This is a genomic window from Micropruina sp. (assembly GCF_047606665.1).
GTDB lineage: Bacteria > Actinomycetota > Actinomycetes > Propionibacteriales > Propionibacteriaceae > Micropruina.
The window spans coordinates 59,732-80,047 of sequence record NZ_JASGEF010000036.1; the positions used below are offsets into that span (position 1 = coordinate 59,732).

Annotated in this window: 20 protein-coding genes; 7 read left to right on the top strand and 13 right to left on the bottom strand. The window is 68.3% G+C overall.

Annotated features, from left to right (window positions below):
• The gene (locus tag QM619_RS08270) at positions 1 to 537 is read right to left on the bottom strand and encodes a CGNR zinc finger domain-containing protein (protein ID WP_415106658.1); all 537 of its coding nucleotides are present in this window, start codon (positions 535 to 537) and stop codon (positions 1 to 3) included.
• 67 nt (positions 538 to 604) lie between these two features.
• Here QM619_RS08270 and QM619_RS08275 point away from each other — a divergent pair, with 67 nt between their 5' ends.
• Positions 605 to 1,561, top strand: coding sequence for an EamA family transporter (locus tag QM619_RS08275; protein WP_415106661.1), 957 nt, complete (start codon positions 605 to 607; stop codon positions 1,559 to 1,561).
• 142 nt (positions 1,562 to 1,703) lie between these two features.
• On the opposite strand, the gene QM619_RS08280 is transcribed toward QM619_RS08275, so the two are convergent.
• Positions 1,704 to 2,990 carry an adenylosuccinate synthase gene (locus QM619_RS08280; protein ID WP_415106663.1) on the bottom strand — a complete coding sequence of 429 codons (1,287 nt, stop codon included), beginning with the start codon at positions 2,988 to 2,990 and terminating at the stop codon, positions 1,704 to 1,706.
• Between the two features lie 133 nt (positions 2,991 to 3,123).
• On the bottom strand, positions 3,124 to 3,555 hold the full coding sequence (locus tag QM619_RS08285; protein ID WP_415106666.1) for a DUF3151 domain-containing protein: 432 nt from the start codon (positions 3,553 to 3,555) through the stop codon (positions 3,124 to 3,126).
• Between the two features lie 103 nt (positions 3,556 to 3,658).
• On the opposite strand from QM619_RS08285, the gene QM619_RS08290 reads away from it, so the two are divergent.
• Positions 3,659 to 5,530, top strand: coding sequence for an amylosucrase (locus QM619_RS08290; protein ID WP_415106669.1), 1,872 nt, complete (start codon positions 3,659 to 3,661; stop codon positions 5,528 to 5,530).
• A gap of 617 nt (positions 5,531 to 6,147) precedes the next feature.
• Here the strand turns inward: QM619_RS08290 and QM619_RS08295 are convergent.
• Complete coding sequence (locus QM619_RS08295) at positions 6,148 to 7,098, bottom strand: carbohydrate kinase family protein (protein ID WP_415106672.1); 951 nt, start codon at positions 7,096 to 7,098, stop codon at positions 6,148 to 6,150.
• Positions 7,098 to 8,507: a sugar porter family MFS transporter gene (locus QM619_RS08300; RefSeq protein WP_415106675.1), complete on the bottom strand. Its 1,410-nt coding sequence runs from the start codon at positions 8,505 to 8,507 to the stop codon at positions 7,098 to 7,100. Before QM619_RS08300 ends, QM619_RS08295 begins: the two co-directional genes overlap by 1 nt.
• Positions 8,508 to 9,057: 550 nt before the next feature.
• Here QM619_RS08300 and QM619_RS08305 point away from each other — a divergent pair.
• Positions 9,058 to 9,942, top strand: coding sequence for an endonuclease/exonuclease/phosphatase family protein (locus tag QM619_RS08305; protein ID WP_415106678.1), 885 nt, complete (start codon positions 9,058 to 9,060; stop codon positions 9,940 to 9,942).
• A gap of 135 nt (positions 9,943 to 10,077) precedes the next feature.
• Here QM619_RS08305 and fbaA read toward each other — a convergent pair whose 3' ends face one another.
• The 3 genes from fbaA to QM619_RS08320 all read right to left on the bottom strand — a co-directional run bounded on the left by fbaA (position 10,078) and on the right by QM619_RS08320 (position 12,493).
• Positions 10,078 to 11,100: a class II fructose-bisphosphate aldolase gene (fbaA, locus tag QM619_RS08310; RefSeq protein ID WP_415106681.1), complete on the bottom strand. Its 1,023-nt coding sequence runs from the start codon at positions 11,098 to 11,100 to the stop codon at positions 10,078 to 10,080.
• Between the two features lie 162 nt (positions 11,101 to 11,262).
• Complete coding sequence (locus QM619_RS08315) at positions 11,263 to 11,787, bottom strand: hypothetical protein (protein WP_415106684.1); 525 nt, start codon at positions 11,785 to 11,787, stop codon at positions 11,263 to 11,265.
• A gap of 100 nt (positions 11,788 to 11,887) precedes the next feature.
• Complete coding sequence (locus QM619_RS08320) at positions 11,888 to 12,493, bottom strand: TrmH family RNA methyltransferase (RefSeq protein ID WP_415106719.1); 606 nt, start codon at positions 12,491 to 12,493, stop codon at positions 11,888 to 11,890.
• A gap of 77 nt (positions 12,494 to 12,570) precedes the next feature.
• Here QM619_RS08320 and QM619_RS08325 point away from each other — a divergent pair, with 77 nt between their 5' ends.
• The gene (locus tag QM619_RS08325) at positions 12,571 to 13,269 is read left to right on the top strand and encodes a DedA family protein (protein ID WP_415106687.1); all 699 of its coding nucleotides are present in this window, start codon (positions 12,571 to 12,573) and stop codon (positions 13,267 to 13,269) included.
• Between the two features lie 294 nt (positions 13,270 to 13,563).
• On the opposite strand, the gene QM619_RS08330 is transcribed toward QM619_RS08325, so the two are convergent.
• Positions 13,564 to 14,544 carry a LemA family protein gene (locus QM619_RS08330; protein WP_415106690.1) on the bottom strand — a complete coding sequence of 327 codons (981 nt, stop codon included), beginning with the start codon at positions 14,542 to 14,544 and terminating at the stop codon, positions 13,564 to 13,566.
• 54 nt (positions 14,545 to 14,598) lie between these two features.
• Here QM619_RS08330 and QM619_RS08335 point away from each other — a divergent pair, with 54 nt between their 5' ends.
• Positions 14,599 to 15,084, top strand: a complete 486-nt coding sequence (locus QM619_RS08335) for a hypothetical protein (RefSeq protein WP_415106693.1) — start codon at positions 14,599 to 14,601, stop codon at positions 15,082 to 15,084.
• Positions 15,085 to 15,378: 294 nt separating this feature from the next.
• Here the strand turns inward: QM619_RS08335 and pyrE are convergent, their stop codons facing one another.
• The 3 genes from pyrE to QM619_RS08350 all read right to left on the bottom strand — a co-directional run bounded on the left by pyrE (position 15,379) and on the right by QM619_RS08350 (position 17,417).
• Entirely contained in the window at positions 15,379 to 15,921 is a 543-nt protein-coding gene (pyrE, locus tag QM619_RS08340) for an orotate phosphoribosyltransferase (RefSeq protein WP_415106696.1), read from the bottom strand.
• A 75-nt stretch (positions 15,922 to 15,996) separates the two neighbouring features.
• Positions 15,997 to 16,812, bottom strand: a complete 816-nt coding sequence (locus tag QM619_RS08345) for a spermidine synthase (RefSeq protein ID WP_415106699.1) — start codon at positions 16,810 to 16,812, stop codon at positions 15,997 to 15,999.
• Entirely contained in the window at positions 16,812 to 17,417 is a 606-nt protein-coding gene (locus tag QM619_RS08350; RefSeq protein WP_415106701.1) for a type II CAAX prenyl endopeptidase Rce1 family protein, read from the bottom strand. The genes QM619_RS08345 and QM619_RS08350 overlap by 1 nt, the downstream gene beginning before the upstream one ends.
• Before the next feature lie 230 nt (positions 17,418 to 17,647).
• On the opposite strand from QM619_RS08350, the gene QM619_RS08355 reads away from it, so the two are divergent.
• Together QM619_RS08355 and QM619_RS08360 are read left to right on the top strand one after the other, a co-directional pair.
• Positions 17,648 to 18,028, top strand: coding sequence for a DUF6394 family protein (locus QM619_RS08355; RefSeq protein ID WP_415106704.1), 381 nt, complete (start codon positions 17,648 to 17,650; stop codon positions 18,026 to 18,028).
• 24 nt (positions 18,029 to 18,052) lie between these two features.
• Entirely contained in the window at positions 18,053 to 19,771 is a 1,719-nt protein-coding gene (locus QM619_RS08360; RefSeq protein ID WP_415106707.1) for a potassium channel family protein, read from the top strand.
• Positions 19,772 to 19,866: 95 nt separating this feature from the next.
• Here the strand turns inward: QM619_RS08360 and QM619_RS08365 are convergent.
• A partial coding sequence (locus QM619_RS08365) for an elongation factor 1-alpha C-terminal domain-related protein (protein WP_415106710.1) occupies positions 19,867 to 20,316 on the bottom strand: 450 nt, incomplete at its 5' end.

Here is a 20,316-nt window from a genome sequence, read left to right on the forward strand (position 1 = left end):
TCAGCCTGCCGCACGACGGCGCGCTCGGTAAGCCGCCACGTTGATGCGATTGCCACAGCCGGCGTCGCAGAATCGCCGGGACCGGTTGCGACTGAGGTCGATCAGCACCTGATCGCAGCCGGACGCGGCACAGTGCCGCAGCCGATCCAGACCATCGGCCCGGACGACATCGATCATCGACATGGCGAACTCCACGGTCATCCGCACCGCCAGCGGAGCGCCGGCGTCCGTGGCGTGGATGTGCCAGTCGAACTCGTCGTGCCGGACCAACTGCGGCAGCGCGCCGCCCTCCCGGAGCAATCGGTTGACCAGCTGGACGACCTCGATCTCGGTCAGATCCCAGAGAACGGCCAGCCGATCGCGCAATGAGCGGACGTCCGCCAGCTCCGCCGCGTCATGGGTGCGGCTGCCGCTCCACTGCCATCGCGCGCAATAGGCGTCCAGTTCGTCCAGCGACGACAAGGTATCGGGACGGCGGCTGTTCACCAGCGCGGCGAGTGCCTGCAACGACAGTCTTGCGTCATGAGTGAACTCCACAATGACTCCTGACACTGCTTACGATGCCAGGAGCATAACAACCGTTCGGTCATGACAGGAGGAGCCGATGGCTGAGGCAACGGCCGAAACCGTCGATGTCGCCCCGCCCCGGTCGCGCGCGGCGTTGGTCGGTTGGACGGCCGCACTCGTCTCGGCCTGCGCCTTCGGCACCGCGGGTGCGTTCGCGAAGCCGCTGCTGGTCGCCGGCTGGAGCGCCGGCGCCGTGGTGACGGTGCGGCTCGGGCTGGCGGCAGCCATGCTGCTGACTCCCGGCTTGATAGCGCTGCGTGGCCGCTGGCACCTGCTGCTCAAGCAGTGGCGTCCGCTGCTCGCCTATGGCGTGTTCGGCGGGGCGGCCGCCCAGGTGGCGTTCTTCAACGCCGTCCAATACGTGCCGGTCGGCCTCGCCCTGCTGATGGAGTATCTGGCAATCCTGCTCGTGGTCGCCTGGGTCGCGGTGCGCAGCCGGCGGCTGCCGTCCCGGCTGACCCAGGTCGGCATCGTGGTGGCGATCACCGGACTGGTGGTGGTGCTCGATCCGACCGGCATGGTGGGTCTGGATCTCCGCGGCGTCGCCTGGGGCTTGCTGGCCGCCTGCGGGCTGGCCGTGTACTTCGTGATCTCGGCCCGACCGATGGAACTGCCGCCTCTCACCTTCGTGTCGGTAGGCCTGGCCGTCGGAACCGTCACCATCGCGATCGCCGGAGTGGTCGGGCTGATGCCGTTGCGGGCAAGCTTCATCGATGTCGTCTTCGTGGGCCTGACCGTGCCGTGGTGGGCGCCCCTGGTAGTGCTGGCACTGGTCGCGGCCGCGGCCGCCTATGCGCTGGGCTTCGTCGGCGTGCAGTACCTGGGCTCGACGGTGGCCAGCTTCGTCGGACTGACCGAGGTGCTGTTCGCCGTCGCCTGGGCCTGGCTGCTGCTCGGCGAACTACCGGGGCTCGCCCAGCTTCTCGGCGGGCTGGTGCTGCTCGCCGGGGTCGCTACTGTGCAACGCGGCCAGGCTGCGGCAGATGCGCGGTGACGCGGGTGACCAAGGGAACCGTCCCCGGTGACCAAAAGAACCGTCCCCAGTGACCAAAAGAACCGTCCCCGGTGACCGATCGGTCAGTGACCAAAAGAACCGTCCCCGGTGACCAAGAGAACCGTCCCCGGTGACCGATCGGTCAGAGCAGGTCGTGCAGCATGACGACCTGTTCGCGGCCGGGGCCGACGCCGATGCCGGAGATCCGGGCACCGCTCAGTTCCTCCAGCCGGCGCACGTAGGCCTGGCAGTTCTTCGGCAGGTCGGCGAAGTCGCGGGCGCCGGAGATGTCCTCGGTCCAGCCGTCCAGCTCCTCGTAGATCGGGGTGGCCCGGGCGAAGTCGTGCTGGGTCATCGGCAGCCTGTCGTGGCGGACGCCGTCCACTTCGTAGGCGACGCAGACCGGGATCTTCTTCCAGCCGGACAGGATGTCGAGCTTGGTCAAGAAGATGTCGGTGAAGGCGTTGGCGCTGGCCGCGGCCTCGACCACCAGGGCGTCGTACCAGCCGCAGCGCCGCTGGCGTCCGGTGGTGGTGCCGAACTCGGCCCCGTCGGCGCGGATCTTGTCGCCGTCGGCGTCCAGCAGTTCGGTGGGGAACGGGCCCTCGCCCACCCGCGTGGTGTAGGCCTTGGCGATGCCGATCACCCGGTCGATCCGGGTCGGCCCGACGCCCGAGCCGGTGCAGGCCCCGGCCGCGATCGGGTTGGACGAGGTGACGTAGGGGTAGGTGCCGTGGTCGACATCGAGGTGGTGCGCCTGGGCACCCTCGAAGAGCACGACGTGGTCGGTGTCCAGGGCGTCGTTGAGCACCCGCGAAACGTCCGCCACCATCGGCCGCAGCCGCTCGGCATGACCCATCAGCCGGTCGGCGATCAGATCGGGGTCGATGGCCCGCTGGTTGTAGACCTTCACCAGCAGGTGGTTCTTCTGCCACAGCGCGGCCTCGACCTTGGCCCGCAGCATCTCTTCGTCGAACAGGTCCTGCACCCGGATGCCGAGGCGATTGACCTTGTCAGAGTAGGCGGGGCCGACGCCGCGCCCGGTGGTGCCGATCTTGCGCTTGCCCAGGAACCGCTCGGACACCCGGTCGATGGTCTGGTGGTACGGCGTGATCAGGTGCGCGTTGGCGGACACCAGCAGCTTGTGGGCAGCGTCGACGCCGCGGGCGGCGAGGCCGTCGATCTCGGCGAACAGCACGTCGAGGTCGATCACCACGCCGTTGCCGATCACCGGCACGCTGTTCGGGCTGAGGATTCCCGAGGGCAGCAGGTGCAGCGCATACCGCTCACCGCCCACCACCAGGGTGTGGCCGGCGTTGTTGCCGCCCGAGTAGCGAACCGTATAGTCGACGCGGTCACCCAGCTGATCGGTGGCCTTGCCTTTGCCTTCGTCGCCCCATTGCGCTCCGACGACCACGATGCCCGGCATGTAGTTCCCTCCGGCATGAAAAGCGGCCCTCGCTGGGGCCCTTACCAGCACAGCCTAACGGAGTCGCCCCGGTGGCCAGCCGACGTCCGGATGGCCGGACGGCCCCGAGGGGTCCGACGGCAGACCCGCCAGTTCAGTCGTGGGTCGAGTCGACCAGTTCGGCGTGCGCGGTCGGCGAGGAGTCGATCAGCAATTGCACGCAGCGGTCGTACTCGGCGTCCTCGCCGATCGCCCGCGCGGCCTGGGCCAGCGCCCACACCGCGCGCAGGAAGCCGCGATTCGGCTCGTGCTCCCACGGCACCGCGCCGGAGCCGCGCCAGCCGTTGCGGCGCAGGGCGTCAAGACCGCGGTGGTAGCCGGTGCGGGCGAACGCGTAACCGCTGATCGCCCCGACCCGGTCGCCGCGCTGGAGCGCCTGCTCGGCCAGCACCGCCCAGGCCAGGCTCGAACTGGGGTGCTGGGCCGCGACTTCGAGCGGATCGGTGCCGGACGCCACGGACGCGGCCGGGTCGTCCGGCAGCAAGGTGGCCTGCGCTCCCGGTGCGGCGAAGGGAAGATGAGCCATGCGCCTACCTTAGGAGTTTCTGCAAGCGGGGCGGGACTCGGCTGCCCGCCGTCCCGAATCCGCTCGATGTGAGTTGTGTCGCGCCAAGCTCTATGCTGCGGCCATGGTCGACGAGGACACCACTTTTCAGCTCCGGATGGACCGTTATGGGCCTGACCTGCTCAACGGGTTGACCGCCGCCTACGGCGACGCGGGCCCTCAGCTCTTCGAGCGCCTGACCGCCATCATGCGCGGCGCGTTCGCCGCCCGCGGCACCGATCTGAAGGTCTTGGACGAGGCCCGTCTGCTCAGCCCCGACTGGGTGCAGCGTCCTGGCACCATCGGCTACGTCTGCTACGCCGACCGGTTCGCGGGGTCGTTGGCCGGGGTCGCCGACCGGATCGATCACCTGAAGTCGCTCGGGGTCAGCTACCTGCATCTGATGCCCCTGCTGCGGCCCCGCGAGGGTGAGAACGACGGCGGCTACGCGGTGGCCGACTACCGTTCGGTCGACCCGCGGCTCGGCACCATGGACGACCTGACCGCCCTGGCCACGACGCTGCGCAGGCACGACATCGCACTGGTCGTCGACCTGGTGCTCAACCACGTCGCCCGCGAGCACGAGTGGGCCGTCCGGGCCCGTGCCGGGGAGCAGAAGTACCGCGACTACTTCCACATCTTCGGCGACCGCACCATGCCGGACGCCTACGAGCAGAGCCTGCCGGAGATCTTCCCCGACTTCGCGCCTGGCAATTTCACCTGGGACGAGGAGGCCCAGGGCTGGGTGTGGACCACCTTCAACTCCTTCCAGTGGGATCTGAACTGGGCCAATCCGGACGTCTTCGCCGAGTTCGCCGACCTGCTGCTGTTCCTGGCCAACAACGGCGTCGAGGTGTTCCGGCTGGACGCCATCGCCTTCACCTGGAAGGTGCTCGGCACCGACTGCCAGAACGAGCCGCAGGTGCACGAGCTCACCCAGGCGCTGCGGGCGGTGCTGCGGATCGTGGCCCCGGCCTGCGCGCTGAAGGCGGAGGCGATCGTCGGCCCGCAGGACCTGATCGCCTACCTGGGCCAGGGCAAGCACTTCGGCAAAGTGTCCGATCTCGCCTACCACAACTCGCTGATGGTGCAGTTGTGGGGTGCGTTGGCGTCGCGGCACACCCGGCTGTTCGAGGTGGCGCTGTCGAATTTCCCGGCCAAGCCGGCCAACACCACCTGGGGCAGCTACGCGCGCTGCCACGACGACATCGGCTGGGCGGTCTCCGACAGCGACGCCCGCGGCGCCTACCTGGAGGGTCACACCCACCGCGCCTTCCTGTCCGAGTTCTATGCCGGGCTCTATCCGGGTTCCTTCGCCCGCGGTCTGGTCTTCCAACACAATCCGGTCACCAACGACCGCCGGATCAGTGGATCGATGGCCAGCCTGGCCGGTCTGGAGGCGGCCCTGCACGCCGGCGACCAGGGCCAGCTGTCCGACGCGATCGCCCGGATCAACCTGCTGCACACCGCGATCCTCGGTTTCGGCGGCGTCCCGCTGCTCTACATGGGCGACGAGATCGGCCAACTGAACGACTACAGCTACGTCGACGACCCCGAGCACGCCTCCGACAATCGCTGGGTGCACCGGCCCCGGATGGACTGGGACGCCGTCGCGGCCGCCGACGCCGATCCGGGGACGCCGTCCGGCCGGATCCTGGCCGGCCTGCGGCACACCATCGGCGTCCGGAAGAGGCTGCCGCAACTGCACGCGTCCATCGAATCGCGGGTGCTGCCGAGCCCCGATTCGCGCGTCCTGGTGCTCACCCGCGACCATCCCGAGGGCACGCTGATCGAGGTCTACAACTTCAGCGAAGACATGGTGGAGCTGCCCACCTACGTGCTGCGCTCCCGATTGGGCGACGCCGCCGTCGAGCAGATCAGCGGCTACGACTATTCGCTGTCCCCCGAAACGCTGCGCATCCGTCCGTACCAACCGCTCTGGCTGACCGCCGACTGAGCGTTTTTCTTCGCACTCGGGCTGGCGTGAATGATCAGCGTTTCCTCAGCGTTTCCTCATGCGAGCGTGGGGTTGGGGCCGGATATTCGAACGGCGGAGCGGCTCTATTCGAACCGGGTCGACTCGGACGCCGTGGCTCGGCGCGCCATGCCGAAGGTCGCGACGATGGCGGCTGCGGCCAGCACCAGGCTGAGGTGGTGGCGTCGAACGAGAACTCGGCACGGGTCTGGCATAGCCGGCCATGATCCCGAGCACCACCAGCCGGGTGCGCGCCCGCTCCCGTGCTGCGGCGTCGCGGACCAGCACGATCAGCTCGACGGCGTGCGGCGCGCTCTTCGGCCCTGCGGCGGCGACCGGAAGGAAGGGGCCGAACCCGGAGCTGTCGATGCGGGCCCACTCCCCGTCGACGTCACGACCCAGGGCCCGCGCGTCCGCCGCGGTGAGGTATGTGCCGTCGCTGTTGCCAGCGAGCGATCCACCTGGACCGGCAGTCGGCGACAGAACCGATGCGCATGCTGGAGAAGGTCGGACACGGAAGCGAACCGCGGGAGTACCGCACAAAGACAAGGTCCGCCGGAGCCCGAAGGCTCCGGCGGACCTGTGTCCAACTGCTCAGCTCAGTACAGGGTGGGATCGGCCTGCTTGACCGCCTCCACCTCGTCCGGCGTCGGCGCGTAGGCACCGTTCTTGCTCACCGTGATGCCCGAGGTGACCACCGCGTTGTGCAGCGCCGACTGGACGTCGGACCAGCCCGCGTCGGCCAGTCGCTGCCGCGCCTCGACCGAGCCCAGCAGGCCGCTCTTCAGCAGTCCGGCGATCAGGCCGGCCATGAACGAGTCGCCGGCGCCGACGGTGTCGCCCACGGTGACGTTCATCTGGTCGATGTGCAGCATGTCGCGGTTGTCGGCCAGCAGGGCGTAGGCACCCCACGGTCCGCGGGTGACGACCACCATGGACGGCCCGGCCTTGATCCAGCGTCGCATCACGTCCTCGACCGGCTCACCGGGGTAGAGCCACTCGAGGTCTTCGTCGCTGACCTTGACCAGGTCGGACAGGCTGACCAGGTCCTCCACGCGTCCGACCACCTGTTCCGGCGCGATCATCAGCGCCGGCCGGATGTTCGGGTCGTAGGAGACCGTGGCATGGTCGCGGATCGCCCGGACGTTCTCGACCACCGCGGTGCCGCCCGGTTCGAGCGTGGCCGCGATGCTGCCGGTGTGCAGGTGTCCGTACTTCGACAGGTCGTCGATCGGCGGGACGTTCCACTCCAGGTCGAACTCGTAGCTGGCCCGGCCATCGGCGTCCAGGTGGGCGAAGGCGACGGCGGTCTTCGCGGCCGAGTCGGTGCCCGGCACGATCGACACTCCCGAGTTGGTGGCCCACTGCGCGAGTCGGTCACCCCGTTCGTCCTTGCCCCACCAGGCGCAGATGCTGGCCGGTTCGCCGAGGGTGGCGACGCCGGCCGCCACGTTCAGCAGGCTGCCGCCGACATGCTCCTTGCTGGAATCTCCTCGGATGACGACGTCGATCAACGCCTCACCGAGACACAAAACTTCGCGTTCAGACATCAGTGTCCTTTCGCGGCGAGCGGATCGCCGCTGTCGTTCGGATCATGGGTCAGGCCCAGTTTGGCCTCCATCTCCTCCAGCGGTACACCCTTCGTCTCAGGCATGACCTTGAGCACCCAGACCAGCTGGCCGACCATGAAGATCGCGAAAACCGCGAACGCCACGCCGCCACCGAGGCCACCGATCACCGGCGGGAAGAAGGTCGAGGTCAGCCAGGCGAACACCCAGTGGGTCAGCGAGCCGAAGGACTGGCCGCGTCCGCGGATGCGGTTCGGGAAGATCTCGGAGATGAACACCCAGATCACCGCACCCTGGCCGAAGGCGTGAGCGGCGATGAAGACCAGCAGGCCGGCCAGCACCAGGAAGCTGGACGTCGAGTCGAACGCTCCGCCGAGGGCCTTCTCGTAGTAGAACATCAGCGCGGACATGAAGCCCAGGCTGACGATGTAGCCGATCGAGCCGATGATCATCAGCTTCTTGCGGCCGATCCGGTCGATCACGGTCAGTGCGGCCATCGTCGCGACCAGGTTCATGAAACCGACCGCGATGCTCATCTGGAAGGCAGCGTCGGTGGACGCGCCGGCCCTCTTCATGACCTCGGGGGCGTAGTAGAGGATCGCATTGATGCCGGACATCTGGTTGAACATGGCGATCATGAAAGCGAGCATGATCACCTTCGCGTGGCCCTTGGTGAAGAAGGGCACCTTGGGCGCGTTCTCGGCCGCGGCCAGCGAGGCGTCGATCTCCTGGATCTGGAAGTCGGCCTCCTCCTTGCTGGTGGTCAGCTTGGCGATGGTCTCGCGACCCTTCTGCTCCTGCCCGTTGGCCATCAGCCAGCGCGGCGTTTCGGGGACGGTGAACAGCATCAGCAGGAAGATCGCGGCCGGGATGGCCATGACGCCGAACATCCAGCGCCAGTCGCTGGTCTCGTCGTTGACGACCGCGCGGACGATGGTGTTCGACAGGTAGGCCAGCAGGATGCCCAGCACGATGTTGAATTGGACCAGGCCGACCAGGCGGCCACGGACCTTCGCCGGGGCGATCTCCGCGGTGTAGATGGGCGCACACACCGACGCTGCACCGACGCCGATGCCGCCCAGGAACCGGAAGATCTCCAGGGTGACGATGTCGTGGGCGAACGCCGAACCGAGGGCGCCCGCCAGGTAGAGGATGCCGATCACGAACAGCACCGGCTTGCGGCCGTAGCGGTCGGCTGGCTTGCCGGCGACCAGGGCGCCGAGGATGGTGCCGAGCAGCGCCATGCCCACGGCCCAGCCGAGGTAGGCGTCGGACAGTTGGAAATATGCTTTCAGTTGCTCAGTGGTCCCGGAGATGACTGCCGTGTCAAATCCGAAGACCAGGCCACCGATCGAGGCGACCAGCGCGCTTCGTATCACGAGGGGTTTCATGCGCGACATGCTAGGGCCAGATGTCCGCCAGGTGACCTGGTTGCTACGAGGACATTTCGAAACCACACCACCCCAATCGAAACCACAACCTCGAGCGCTTCGGCTCCCCCCGCGACACACGGACCGCGCACCCGATCACAGGAGTTCGGGTCTCGCCATGTGGACGCCCACCACTCGTCGGGTCGGGTCCAGGACGCGGATCTCAGCGTGTCGACGACCCCTCAAGCTGACCGGCCGGTGCCACGGTGGAGATGCTCGCGGACGCGGTCGCCTCCGCCCCCGCGACGGTGCCGCCGCTGCCGCACGACCGAGTGGCTATCGTGAGCCGGTGATCGGACGCCGCACGCTACTCAGCACCGCACTGCTCGGAGTCGCTGTGCCCCCGCTCATCGCCGGCTGCCAGGCGTCGCCGCCAGGATCGCCGACACCGTCGGGCCCGATCGATCCGACTGGCTCGACCGGCAGCGCAGAGGCCCCTAGCCAACCGGCGTCCTCGCCCGCATCACCGTCCTCACCCAGCCCTACCGGCGGGCCATTCACGCTGCAGATGATGTCGTGGAATGTGATGACCGAGGGCCTCGGACCCGACTGGTACGGCCCCTCGATGCCGCGGGAGGACCACCTCTGGGCGACCCGGGCACCGCGGGTACAGCAGTGGCTGCGGGCCACGGACGCCGATGTGGTCTGCTTCCAGGAGGCGCTCGGCACACGGGATGCCGCGGGTCGGCCGTCCAATCTGATGGTCGGCATGGTGCCCGACCGCGGCTGGGCCAACATCGACCACTTCCTGCCGATCATGTTCCGCGCCTCGCTTCTCGAACTGCACGACTCCGGGGTCACCGATACCTTCGCGGGCAACAAGACGTCCCCCTGGCAGCGGTACTGCAGCTGGGCGCGGCTGCGGCATCGCGCGACCGGACGCGAACTGCTGGTATTCAACACCCACATGCAGCCGTTCCAGACCATCGACATCGCCCGGCTGCGGTCGGCGACGATCAGTCGGCTGATCTCCGTCATGCACGCCGCGGACCCCGGCTACCGGACGCCCGCGGTGCTGGCCGGCGATTTCAACGCGCGCGCCGACGAACGGCGTCCGGTCTTCTCCGATCACCTCACCAAGCTGAAGAAGGACGGCTGGCGCAACTCGGCGACGATCGCCGCGCACGACAGCTCCGAAGTGCCCGGCGTCAGCACCCACAACGGCTTCGGCGTCAAGGCGGCCGGCGCCTGGCGCTACCGGCTGATCTCGACCAGTGGCAAGAACGTCGACTACCTATGGGTGCGCGCGGGAGCGACCGTGCCGGACCGGGAGACCTACACCGGCCCCGGTGTCCGGCACCTCAAGCTCGCCGACGGACGGCGCTACCCGTTCTTCGCAGAGGGCCCGGTGCCGTCCGACCACTGCCCGGTGCTGGCCCGGGTGCGGTTCGCCTGACCCGCCGGATACTCGTCCGCGGATCGTCCCGCTTGCGATGGACGAACCTGCACCCGCGTCCCGCCCTCTCCTCGTTACCCAGACGCAACGGTGCCCGGACGCGGACGTCCGGGCACCGTCGAAGGTACGGCTCGATCAGCCGATCGTCTTGCCGGCCGAACGCAGGTTCTCGCAGGCCTCGATGACACGGGCCGCCATGCCGGCCTCGGCGGCCTTGCCCCAGGCGCGCGGGTCGTACATCTTCTTGTTGCCGACCTCGCCGTCGATCTTCAGCACGCCGTCGTAGTTGGCGAGCATCCAGCCGGCCACCGGACGGCTGAACGCGTACTGGGTGTCGGTGTCGACGTTCATCTTGATGACGCCGTAGTCGACCGCGTCGCTGATCTCCTGCGGGGTGGAGCCGGAACCACCGTGGAACACCAGGTCGAACGGCTTCTCACGGCCGTACTTGGCGCCGACGGCGTCCTGGATCTCCTTGAGCACGCCGGGACGCAGCTTGACCGAGCCCGGCTTGTACACACCGTGCACGTTGCCGAAGGTCAGGGCGGTGATGTAGCGGCCCTTCTCGCCCAGGCCCAGCACCTCCACGGTGCGCAGGCCGTCCTCGACGGTGGTGTACAGCTTGTCGTTGATCTCGGCCTTGACGCCGTCCTCTTCGCCGCCGACCACGCCAACTTCGATCTCCAGGATCTGGCGGGCCTTGGAGGTGAGCGCGAGCAGTTCGTCGGCGATCTGCAGGTTCTCCTCCATCGGAACCGCGGAGCCGTCCCACATGTGCGACTGGAAGAGCGGCTCGAGGCCGCGGTCGACGCGCTCCTGGGAGATGGCGATGAGCGGCTTGACGTAGGTGTCCAGCTTCTCCTTCTGGCAGTGATCGGTGTGCACCACTATGTTCACCGGGTAGTTCTTGGCGACCACGTGGGCGTACTCGGCCAGCGCCACAGCACCGGTGACCATGTGCTTGATGGTCGGCCCGGAGGCGTACTCGGCACCGCCGGTGCTCACCTGGATGATGCCGTCCGAGCCGGCTTCGGCGAAGCCCGCCATGGCCGCATTCAGGGACTGCGACGAGGTGATGTTGATCGCGGGGAAGGCGAACGAGCCAGCCTTCGCCGCGTCCAGCATCTCGGCGTACTTCTCGGGTGTTGCGATGGGCATTCCTGCGCTCCTCACGGGGTTTGTCGTGGCCCCACCATCGACGGTGACGCCTGCGATGACCAGGCCAGTCTTGCAAAAGACGACGACCAGCGCGACCCGTTTCGAGAAGCTGCTGACCAGACCCGTCCGATCGGCCGACCTGGTCCGAGGGAACAGCCCCTCTCAGTCGTCGAGACGGGAGAGGTCGATCCACGATCGGCCCCCGGACAACGCCCGCACCGCGGAGTCGATGTTGGCCGGCAGTGCGCTGAGGTAGTTCATCGGGACGGTGGCGGTCCGGCCGTCGCGGGCCTCGACCCGAAGCAGCGGGGATCGTCCGAGCCGGCCCGGTGCCGCCCGGAAGGCACCCACCTCGGGCCACAGCAGCCACAGCCCGGCCACCCAGACGCCGTCGCGTGTCGTTGCGAACGCCGGACCGGTGAGGACGCGTTTGGCGTCCGCACGGGCCAGCATCAGACCGGTGCCGGCGACGATCACCCAGACCAGTCCGACCGCGAGTGCCGAACCCACTAGCCAGGGCCCGAAAGTGCCGACCTGATCGGCGAAGAAGTACCAGACCGCCGCCCCGATCCCGACCGAGACCGCGGCCGAGATCAGCCGCTGAATGAGTATCGACCGCCGACGCGCGACCGCAGCCTGGGCGGCCTCCGGTGCGTAATACACCACGTACTCCCCGCCACCGTTCACAGCCGCCATGGTAACGGCCGCTCGTGCGGTCCTCGTCCAGCGAAGGGACGGCGTCCGGCCCCGCCCGGACCCTGCCCGACCCACTGGGCCCGTGCGTGGATCAGGCTGGGCCGGCCCAGCGGGTGGCCCAGTGGTACATGGCGATCGCGGCCGCGGCGCCCGCGTTGAGTGAGCGGGTCGACCCGTATTGGGTGATCGACACCAGCGACGCGCAGCCGGCGACCACTTCGTCGGTCAGGCCCGGACCTTCGGAGCCGAAGATCAGGCAGCAGCGCTCGGGCAGTTCAGTGCACTCCAACGGGACGGCGCCGGGCAGGTTGTCGACACCGACGCCGACGACGTCCGCCGCGGCCAGGGCGTCCAGGAAGCTCGGGACGTCGGGGTGATGCCGCACCTGCAGGTAGCGGTCGGTGACCATCGCGCCCCGCCGGTTCCAGCGCCGGCGTCCGAGAATGTGCACCGCGGCCACGTTGAAGGCGTTCGCCGTCCGGACGATCGAGCCGATGTTGAAGTCGTGCTCCCAGTTCTGGATCGCCACATGCAGCGGATGCCGGCGGGTGTCGAGGTCAGCGACGATCTCGTCCAGCCGCCAGTAGCGGTAGCGGTCCACGACGTTGCGCCGGTCGCCGGACGCCAGCAGCTCGGGGTCGAGGCGGGGGTCGTCCGGCCAGGGCAGCGGATGCGGTCCCACTCCTACGGTGGGCAGAGTCGGATCGGCACCCTCGTCGCCGTCATACCGCTCGCTTACCGACTCCACAGCGCCCCACGGTAGCCTGGATCACCGTGACCCTGCTTCCGATGCTCGCGCCACTGCTGCTACCCGACTGGATGGACTCCGAGTACCTGATTCACGCCCTGGGCAATTGGGCCCTGTGGGGCGTGGCCTTGGTGCTCATCATCGAATGCTCGATCTTCCCCGTGCTGCCCGGCGATTCACTGCTGTTCACCGTCGGCATGTTCGTCGCGATGGATCCGCCGTCGATCACCTTCGCCGGGATGAGCCAGCCGATGGTGCTGCTCGTCTCGTGTGTGATCCTGATGATCGCCGCGGTACTCGGCAACGTGTTCGGCTATTTCGTCGGCAAGTGGATCGGCCCCGCGATCTTCAAGCCGCGCGAGGGCTTCTGGGGACGGATCTTCGATCCCAAGCGGGTGGAGCAGACCCACGAACTGATGGATCGCTACGGCCCGCGCGCGCTGGTGCTGGCCCGCTTCGTCCCGTTCGCCCGTACGTTCATCACCCTGATCGCCGGCATCGGACGGATGGACTTCCGCAAGTTCATCACCTGGACCGGCGTCGGCGCGGTGTTCTGGGCGGTCGGCATCACGGTGCTCGGCTACTTCATGGGCAACCTGCCGTTCATTCACAACAACCTTGAGATGGTGCTGGTCCTCATCGTGTTGATCTCGGTGCTGCCGATGGTCTTCGAGTATCTCCGCGAGCGCCGCAAGCTGAAGGCGGAGGCGTCCGTCTCTGAGTGAGCCGGGGCCTGGTCGAGCGGGGGTCTACGACACTCGGCCGGTCCGGTCAGCACATGCCGAACTGCTGTCGGGCGATCCGCCGATCTCACCATCGGCGTCCGCTGGCCGGTTAGCTGACCGCTTTCGTGAAATAACACGAAAGCGGTCAGCCAACCCGCCAGCGGTCACCGATGAGGAGATCGGCAAGTCCACACGGCAGCATTCCCCCCGGCAGCAACAATCCCCACAAACCACAGCGGCCCCCGATGATCACCGGGAGCCGCTCTGGTTGAACCTCAGGTTCTGGTGTGCAGTTCAGGTCTGGGGTGGGGTGTAGCCGCCTTGGGACGTCCCACCCTGCTGCGGCGGCTGGTAGGGCGGGGGTTGCTGGGGCTGTCCGTACTGACCGGGCTGCTGACCCTCCTGGGGATACTGCTGACCGGGCTGCTGGTACTGCTCGCCCTGAGGCACCTGGTACGGGGGTTGCTGACCGTACTGCGGGTACTGCTGGCCGTGCTGGGCCGGCTGGCCGTATTGCGGCGGCTGCTGCTGGTACTGCGGGGCACCGCCGAACTGGCCGGGCGAGGGTGCGGAGTAGTTCTGGGCCTGATACGCCTGCGGGTTCGGTAGGTTGCTGGCCGAGCCGGGAGCGGCGTCCAACTGCGCGTTGCTGGGCTCGGACGGCACCTGCGGCGCCTCGCCGCGGTAGCTGATCTCGCCGAAGCTGACGTCGGGCGCGCGGCGCACCTCGGCGTCGTTGACCTCGAAGTAGGTGGCCTTCTCAAATTTGTACATGCCGGCCAGCACGTTGGACGGGAAGGAATCGACCTTGGTGTTGTAGTTGCGCACGTTGGCGTTGTAGAAGCGGCGTCCGGCGGCGATCCGGTCCTCGGTGTCGACCAGTTCGCGCTGCAACTCCAAGAAGTTCTGGTTGCTCTGCAGCTGCGGGTAGGCCTCGACACTGACGATCAGGTTGTGCACCGCCGCGGACAGCGCGTCCTCAGCCTGGGCGCGCTGAGCGGCGGTGCCGCCCTGCTGAGCCAGCGCGGCCGCCTGGTTGCGCATCCGCGTGACGCCCTCCAGGGTGTTTCGCTCGTGGGCGGCGAAGGCGCGGACCGTCTCCACCAGCCGCGGAATGAGGTCGTAGCGCCGGTTCAACTCGACGTCGATCTGACGCCAGGACTCCTGAATCATGTTCCGGTCGCGCTGGAAGCCGTTGTACAGCGACACGGCGTACAGGCCGGCCAGCACCGCGATGACCACCAGGATCACCAGGAACCACAAAATGCCACTCATGGGCGAACTCCTTATCGTGGACGAGCGCAGTCCAGCCTAACGGCTGCCGGTCGCTTGGCTTCCCTGGCCCCCGCGACCGCTTCGCGCGGCAACCAGCCCGTGCTCGTAGGCGGCGATACCAGCTGGGCCTGGTCGCGGGTCGCGAGCTTTGGCCAGCAGATTCCCGATCTGGGTGTTGACGGTGCCCGGTCCCCCCGCGCCTGGGCGATGGCCGGCTGGACGGCGGTGATCGGACGCTGCCTCCGTCGCCGCTGGTGCTTCGGGAGCCAGCGCCTGGGCGATGGCCGGTTGGACGCGGTGGTGCTGGCCGGCGCCGTGCTCGGTGCCGCCCTCACGGCGTCCGCTGTGGCCGTCCGCGTCGAGGTCACCGCCGTGGAGGCAGTGCTGGCCGCGGTGCCGTTCATGCAGGCCGGAATGCTGGTGCTGGGCGCGCTGCCGTTCACCCACGAGGACGCCGGCAGTCAGATCCTCAGCACCCTGGCCGCCGTGCCGCACACCGGTGGCGTGTGCTGCTGGCGAGTGCGATCGCCGCGACGGTAACGGCGGTGCTGATCATGGCCGCGACGCTGGCCTCGGCCGCGTTGACCCTGCACCGGCTGGGCCGTGGCGGCGGTCATCGGCCGGGGAGAGGTCGCCGGTGCGACGGGCTACCTGGTGCTGATCGGCGGCATCGCGCGGTCCGGTTCACCGGTCGGGACGCCTGATCGGAGCGCCCAAGTTCCGAGATCCCGGCATTCGCCGGGATGACGGGTGGCGGTCGGATTGCTGCGTCACCGCACGATCTCGGCACCGTGGTGGAGATCCCGGCATTCGCCGGGATGACGGGTTGCTCCGTCAGCCCAGGCCCAGATCGGCCAGGCCGACGGCGTAGCGATACGGGACGCCGGCCGCCTCGATCACCTCAGCGGCGCCGGTCGCGCGGTCGACGATCACCGCCACACCGACCACCTCGCCGCCTTCGGCCCGGACGGCGTCCATCGCCTCCAGCGGAGACCCGCCGGTGGTGGAGGTGTCCTCGACGACCAGCACTCGGCGTCCAGCGACCGCGGCACCCTCGATCCGGCGCTGCATGCCGTGTGCCTTGGCCTGCTTGCGGACCACGATGGCATCCACCCGCCCGTCGGCGGCCGCCTTCGCGTGCAGCATGGCGGTGGCGACCGGGTCGGCGCCCATGGTCATACCGCCCACGACGTCGAAGTCCCAGTCGGCGACCAGGTCGTTCATCACCCGTCCGACCAGCGGGGCCGCCACGCCGTCCAAGGTCACCCGGCGCATGTCGACGTAATAGTCGGCCTCCTTGCCCGAGGTGAGAGTCACCTTGCCGTGCACGACGGCGAGGTTCTTGATGTGCTCGATCAACTCAGAACGATCCGACATGGGAGACACCCTAAGGCCTCCCACGCGACCCGCGACGAAATGACGGACGCCTCGGACGGGCACCCCGACCAGCGCTCAGCTGAACCAGCTGCGTCCGTTGGCCGGCCCGGCCGAATCCTGCGGCGCGTCGTCGGTGAACGGCTCCGCGCCGCCGAGCCAGCGACGCAGCTCGGGGCCGGAGCGGGCCCGGTAGCCGAACAGCGCCCGGCCGGCGGCGGTCTCGAGCTCGGTCAGCGGCAGCCGGACGCGGGTACCCAGCGCCACCAGGTTGCCGTACCGGCGTCCCTTCCAGACGGCGGTCTCGGCGGTCACCAGCAGCTGCGGAAAGCTGGCCGCAAAGCCGGCCAGACAGGACTGCGACCAGCCGAACGGCGCCTGATCGGCCAGATTCATCAGCGCCACACCGTCGGGCCGCAGCACCCGGCCGGCATCGGCGAAGAACTCCGCCGTGGCCAGCGATCCGGGCACGTGCAGGCCGTCGAAGGCGTCCACGATCAACGCATCGGCATAGTCGGCGGGCATCGCCGCCAGGCCGCCGCGGCCGTCCGTCGTCCGCACCTTGACGCCCGAATGCCGGTCGAGCGGGAGCTTGCGCCGCACCTCGACGAGCAGGTCGGCGTCCGGTTCGCAGACGATCTGGGCCGTGCCGGGACGGACGGCTGCCAGCCAGCGCGGCAGGGTCATCCCTCCGCCACCCAGATGCACCACCCGCAACCGGACGTCGTCCGGACGCCGCAGCACCGTCGCCCGCAGCATCTCGGCGATCCGCTGGATGTACTCGAACTCGAGCCGCAGCGGATCGCCGGGATCCACCCAGGACTGCTGCGTGGCGCCGGTCCGGACCAGGAAGGCGCCACGGACCTCCCGATCGGCCTCGACCCGGTCGGCCATCAGAGCGTCACGATCAGGCCGGCCAGCAGGTTGCCGACGCCGTGCACGAGCCACGGCGCGTACAGCGATCCGGTGCGTTGCCTCAGCCAGCCGGCCAGGAACGCCGCCACCGCGCCAGCCGCCAGTGCACCCAGCCACGACGCCAACTCCCGGTCGAAGAAGACCCACTGGGCGACCATCCGAACCACGCCACAGATGACCGCCTGCATCAGGTTGGCAACGACCGGCCCGCGCCGGCGGCGGTCGCGCAGCCAGCGCGAATCGGTCAGCCAACGCAACAGAAAGCCGCGGAAGAACAACTCTTCGGACAGCGAGGTCTGCAGGAAGGCGGTGACGACAACCGTGAGGCCCAACCAGAACCCGCCATACGAGGCCGGCCACGGCGGCCGCCCGCTCAGCACGTTCGTGCCGCAGAAGCACACCAGTGAGGACCCCGCGATGATCACCGTCAGCAGATCCGGACGCGCCTCGATACGGCGGAAACCCAGCCACCGCAGGAACGAACCCTCCGAACGTCCGGCCTGCAGCCACCAGGCCAGCGGCACCAGGGCGAACACAGCGACCTGCGCAGGCACGCCGATGAGCAGCAGGATCGCCAGTTCCACCCGACAAGTGTGGCCCCTCGGGTGCGAGATCGCCGACTCGGCCTCCCGGCTGCACCGATGGCTCGAGCCCAGACCATGCTCCGGCGGGCGAGGCGGTAGCGAAGCACTGGCGGCCGGCCAGGGAGACAGGCCGTCGCCTGCCGGACGTCCACGCCAACCACGACTTCCCAAGAACCTCTGGAATCTGGCCCGCCGATCAGCATTACTATGAGCGGGATTCAGGAGGATGCATGAACTCGGAAAAGGTCATCTTCGGCTTCTTCATCACGTTGGCGGCCGCGCTGAACTTCGGTTTCTGGACCGGCGAGATGGACAAGATCGAGCTCCACAACGTGTGGGAGTTGGCTGCGGCGATCGTGGTCAGCCTGATCGCCACGGTGCTGAAGTTCGGCGACAGGACCCAGTTGGGTGCCGTCCACCTGGCCACCTCCCTTGTCGCCGACGTCCAGCTGATCGCCGGTGCGATCATCTGGAGTTGGGCCGCGACGACGTCCGCCGGGGTCACGTCGGCCGACATGGCGCTGGTGGTGTCAATGTCGGCAGGCGCGCTGCTGGCCAACCTGGTCTCGGTCGTGCTGATGATCTCCGAGATCATCACCGCCCGCCGTTAGCAGACCGGGGCCGGGCGCTTCTTCATGAACAACGTCACCTATCTGTTCCTGCGGCGCATGCGGGTGCCGCTGGTCTTGGTGATCAGCGTGTACACGATCAGCGTCTTCGGGTTGGCGATCGTCCCCGGTGTCAACGACGCTGGCCAGCCGACGCCCGGCATGGGTTTGTTCAACGCCTTCTACGTGATCAGCTACACCGGCACCACGATCGGCTTCGGCGAACTGCCGCACGCCTACTCCGGCCAGCAACGGATGTGGATGATCGTCGCCATCTACCTCACGGTGGCCGGCTGGTCGTACGCGGTGGCCACCGTAGTCGGGCTGCTGCAAGAGCCGGCCTTCCAGAACGCGCTGCGCCGCGGACGCTACCTGCGGCGGATCCGGCGGCTGCGCGAGCCGTTCTACATCGTCTGCGGCGTCGGCGAGACCGGAACCCTGGTCTGCCAGGGTCTGGACCGGCTCGGCAAGCGGTTCGTCGCGGTCGACTCCGACGCGATCCGCATCGACCAGCTCAAACTGGAAGAGTTCCGCGCCGACCCGCCGACGCTGATCGCGGACGCCTCCCAGCCGTCCAATCTGATCGCCGCCGGCCTGATGTCGCCGCATTGCCGCGGCGTGATGGCGTTGGCCGTCGACGACATCACCAACCGGGCGATCGCCGTCACCGCACGACTGCTGCGGCCCGGGCTGCCGGTGATGGCACGGGTCGGGGACGCCGACACCGACCACACCATGGGCGCGTTCGGCGGCGACATGGTGATCAACCCGTTTGAACGGTTCTCGGGCCACCTGGCACTCGCCGTTGCCCGTCCGGAACGGTATCGGCTGGGCCAGATCCTCACCGGTTTCCCCGGCGAAGACCTGCCCGAACGGCACCATCCGCCGCGTGGGCACTGGATCATGTGCGGCTACGGCCGGTTCGGTCACGGCGTCCGGGACGCCCTCACCAAGGCCGGTAACGAGGTGACGGTGATCGACCGGCTGCACTACGGCGAAGAGGGCGTCGACGTCAAGGGCACGGGCACCGACTCGGCCAGCCTGAGAAAGGCCGGCATCGACCACGCTGTCGGCATCGTCGCCGGCAACGCCAGCGACCTGAAGAATCTGGCGATCGCCCTGGTCGCCCGCGATCTCAAGCCCGACATCTTCGTGGTCACCCGGCAGAACCAGGTCAGCAATTCCACGCTTTTCGAGGCGTTCCACGACGACCAGACCATGCAGCCCAGCCGCATCGTCGCCCGCGAGTTCCTGGCGTTGATCACCACGCCGCTGCTGGACCGGTTCCGCTACGAGATCCGCGGGGCGTCCGAGAAGTGGGCCGCCGAACTGGCCGAAGCCCTGTCGTACCTCAACGCCGGCTACACCCCGGACCTGTGGGGGGTGACCATCGACGCCGAGAATGCCGCCGCCGTGGTCGAGGCGATCGAGCACGAGCACTGGGTGAACGTGGGCCACCTGCTGGTCGATCCCTACGACCACGACAAGCCGGCCAACGCCTTGGTGCTGATGGTCGTCCGTGGCGACGGCGGGGCCATCCTGCCGACCACCGGCTACCAATTGGAGATCGGCGACCAATTGCTGGTCGCCGGCTCGCCAGACGCTGCGCGCCGGATGGAACTGGTGATGAACAACCTCAACGTGCTGCACTACGTCCGCACCGGACGCGAGAGCGGCGGTGGCTGGATATGGCACCAAGGCCGCATGCTGAAGCGGCGCTGGATCAAATACCTGTCCCGGCACTGAGCCGCCATCCCGGCAGGGAGACCCGGATCGAGTCCCGGATGACCCAACCAACCCCGATCCCGCCGGGATGACGTGGGCGACGGAGTCTCGAGGACTCACGCGAGGAAGCCGGCACCAACCGTCTTGTTGCTGGATTCGTCGACCAGGATCACCGCGCCGGTCGCCCGGTTCTCGCCGTAGTCGTCCATGAACAGCGGACGGGAACAGCGCAGGCGGACGCGTCCGATGTCGTTGAGCTGTAGCGCGGTCGCCGACTCGTCACGGTGCAGGGTGTTGATGTCCAACCGGTAGAGCACCTCGCGCACCTTGGCCCGTGCCCAGGTGGTGGTGTGCTTGAGCGCCAGGGTGCGGCCGGGTGTCAAAGTGGTGGTCTCGTCCATCCAGCAGATCCGCAGGTCCAGTTCCTGACGAGGCTGGGCCGGGTTGTTGGGCCGCACCAGCATGTCGCCGCGGGAGATGTCGATCTCGTCGGTCAGCCGCAGCACCACCGACATCGGCGGGTAGGCGCTGTCCTGTGGGCCGGTCGGAGAGTCGATCGCACTGAC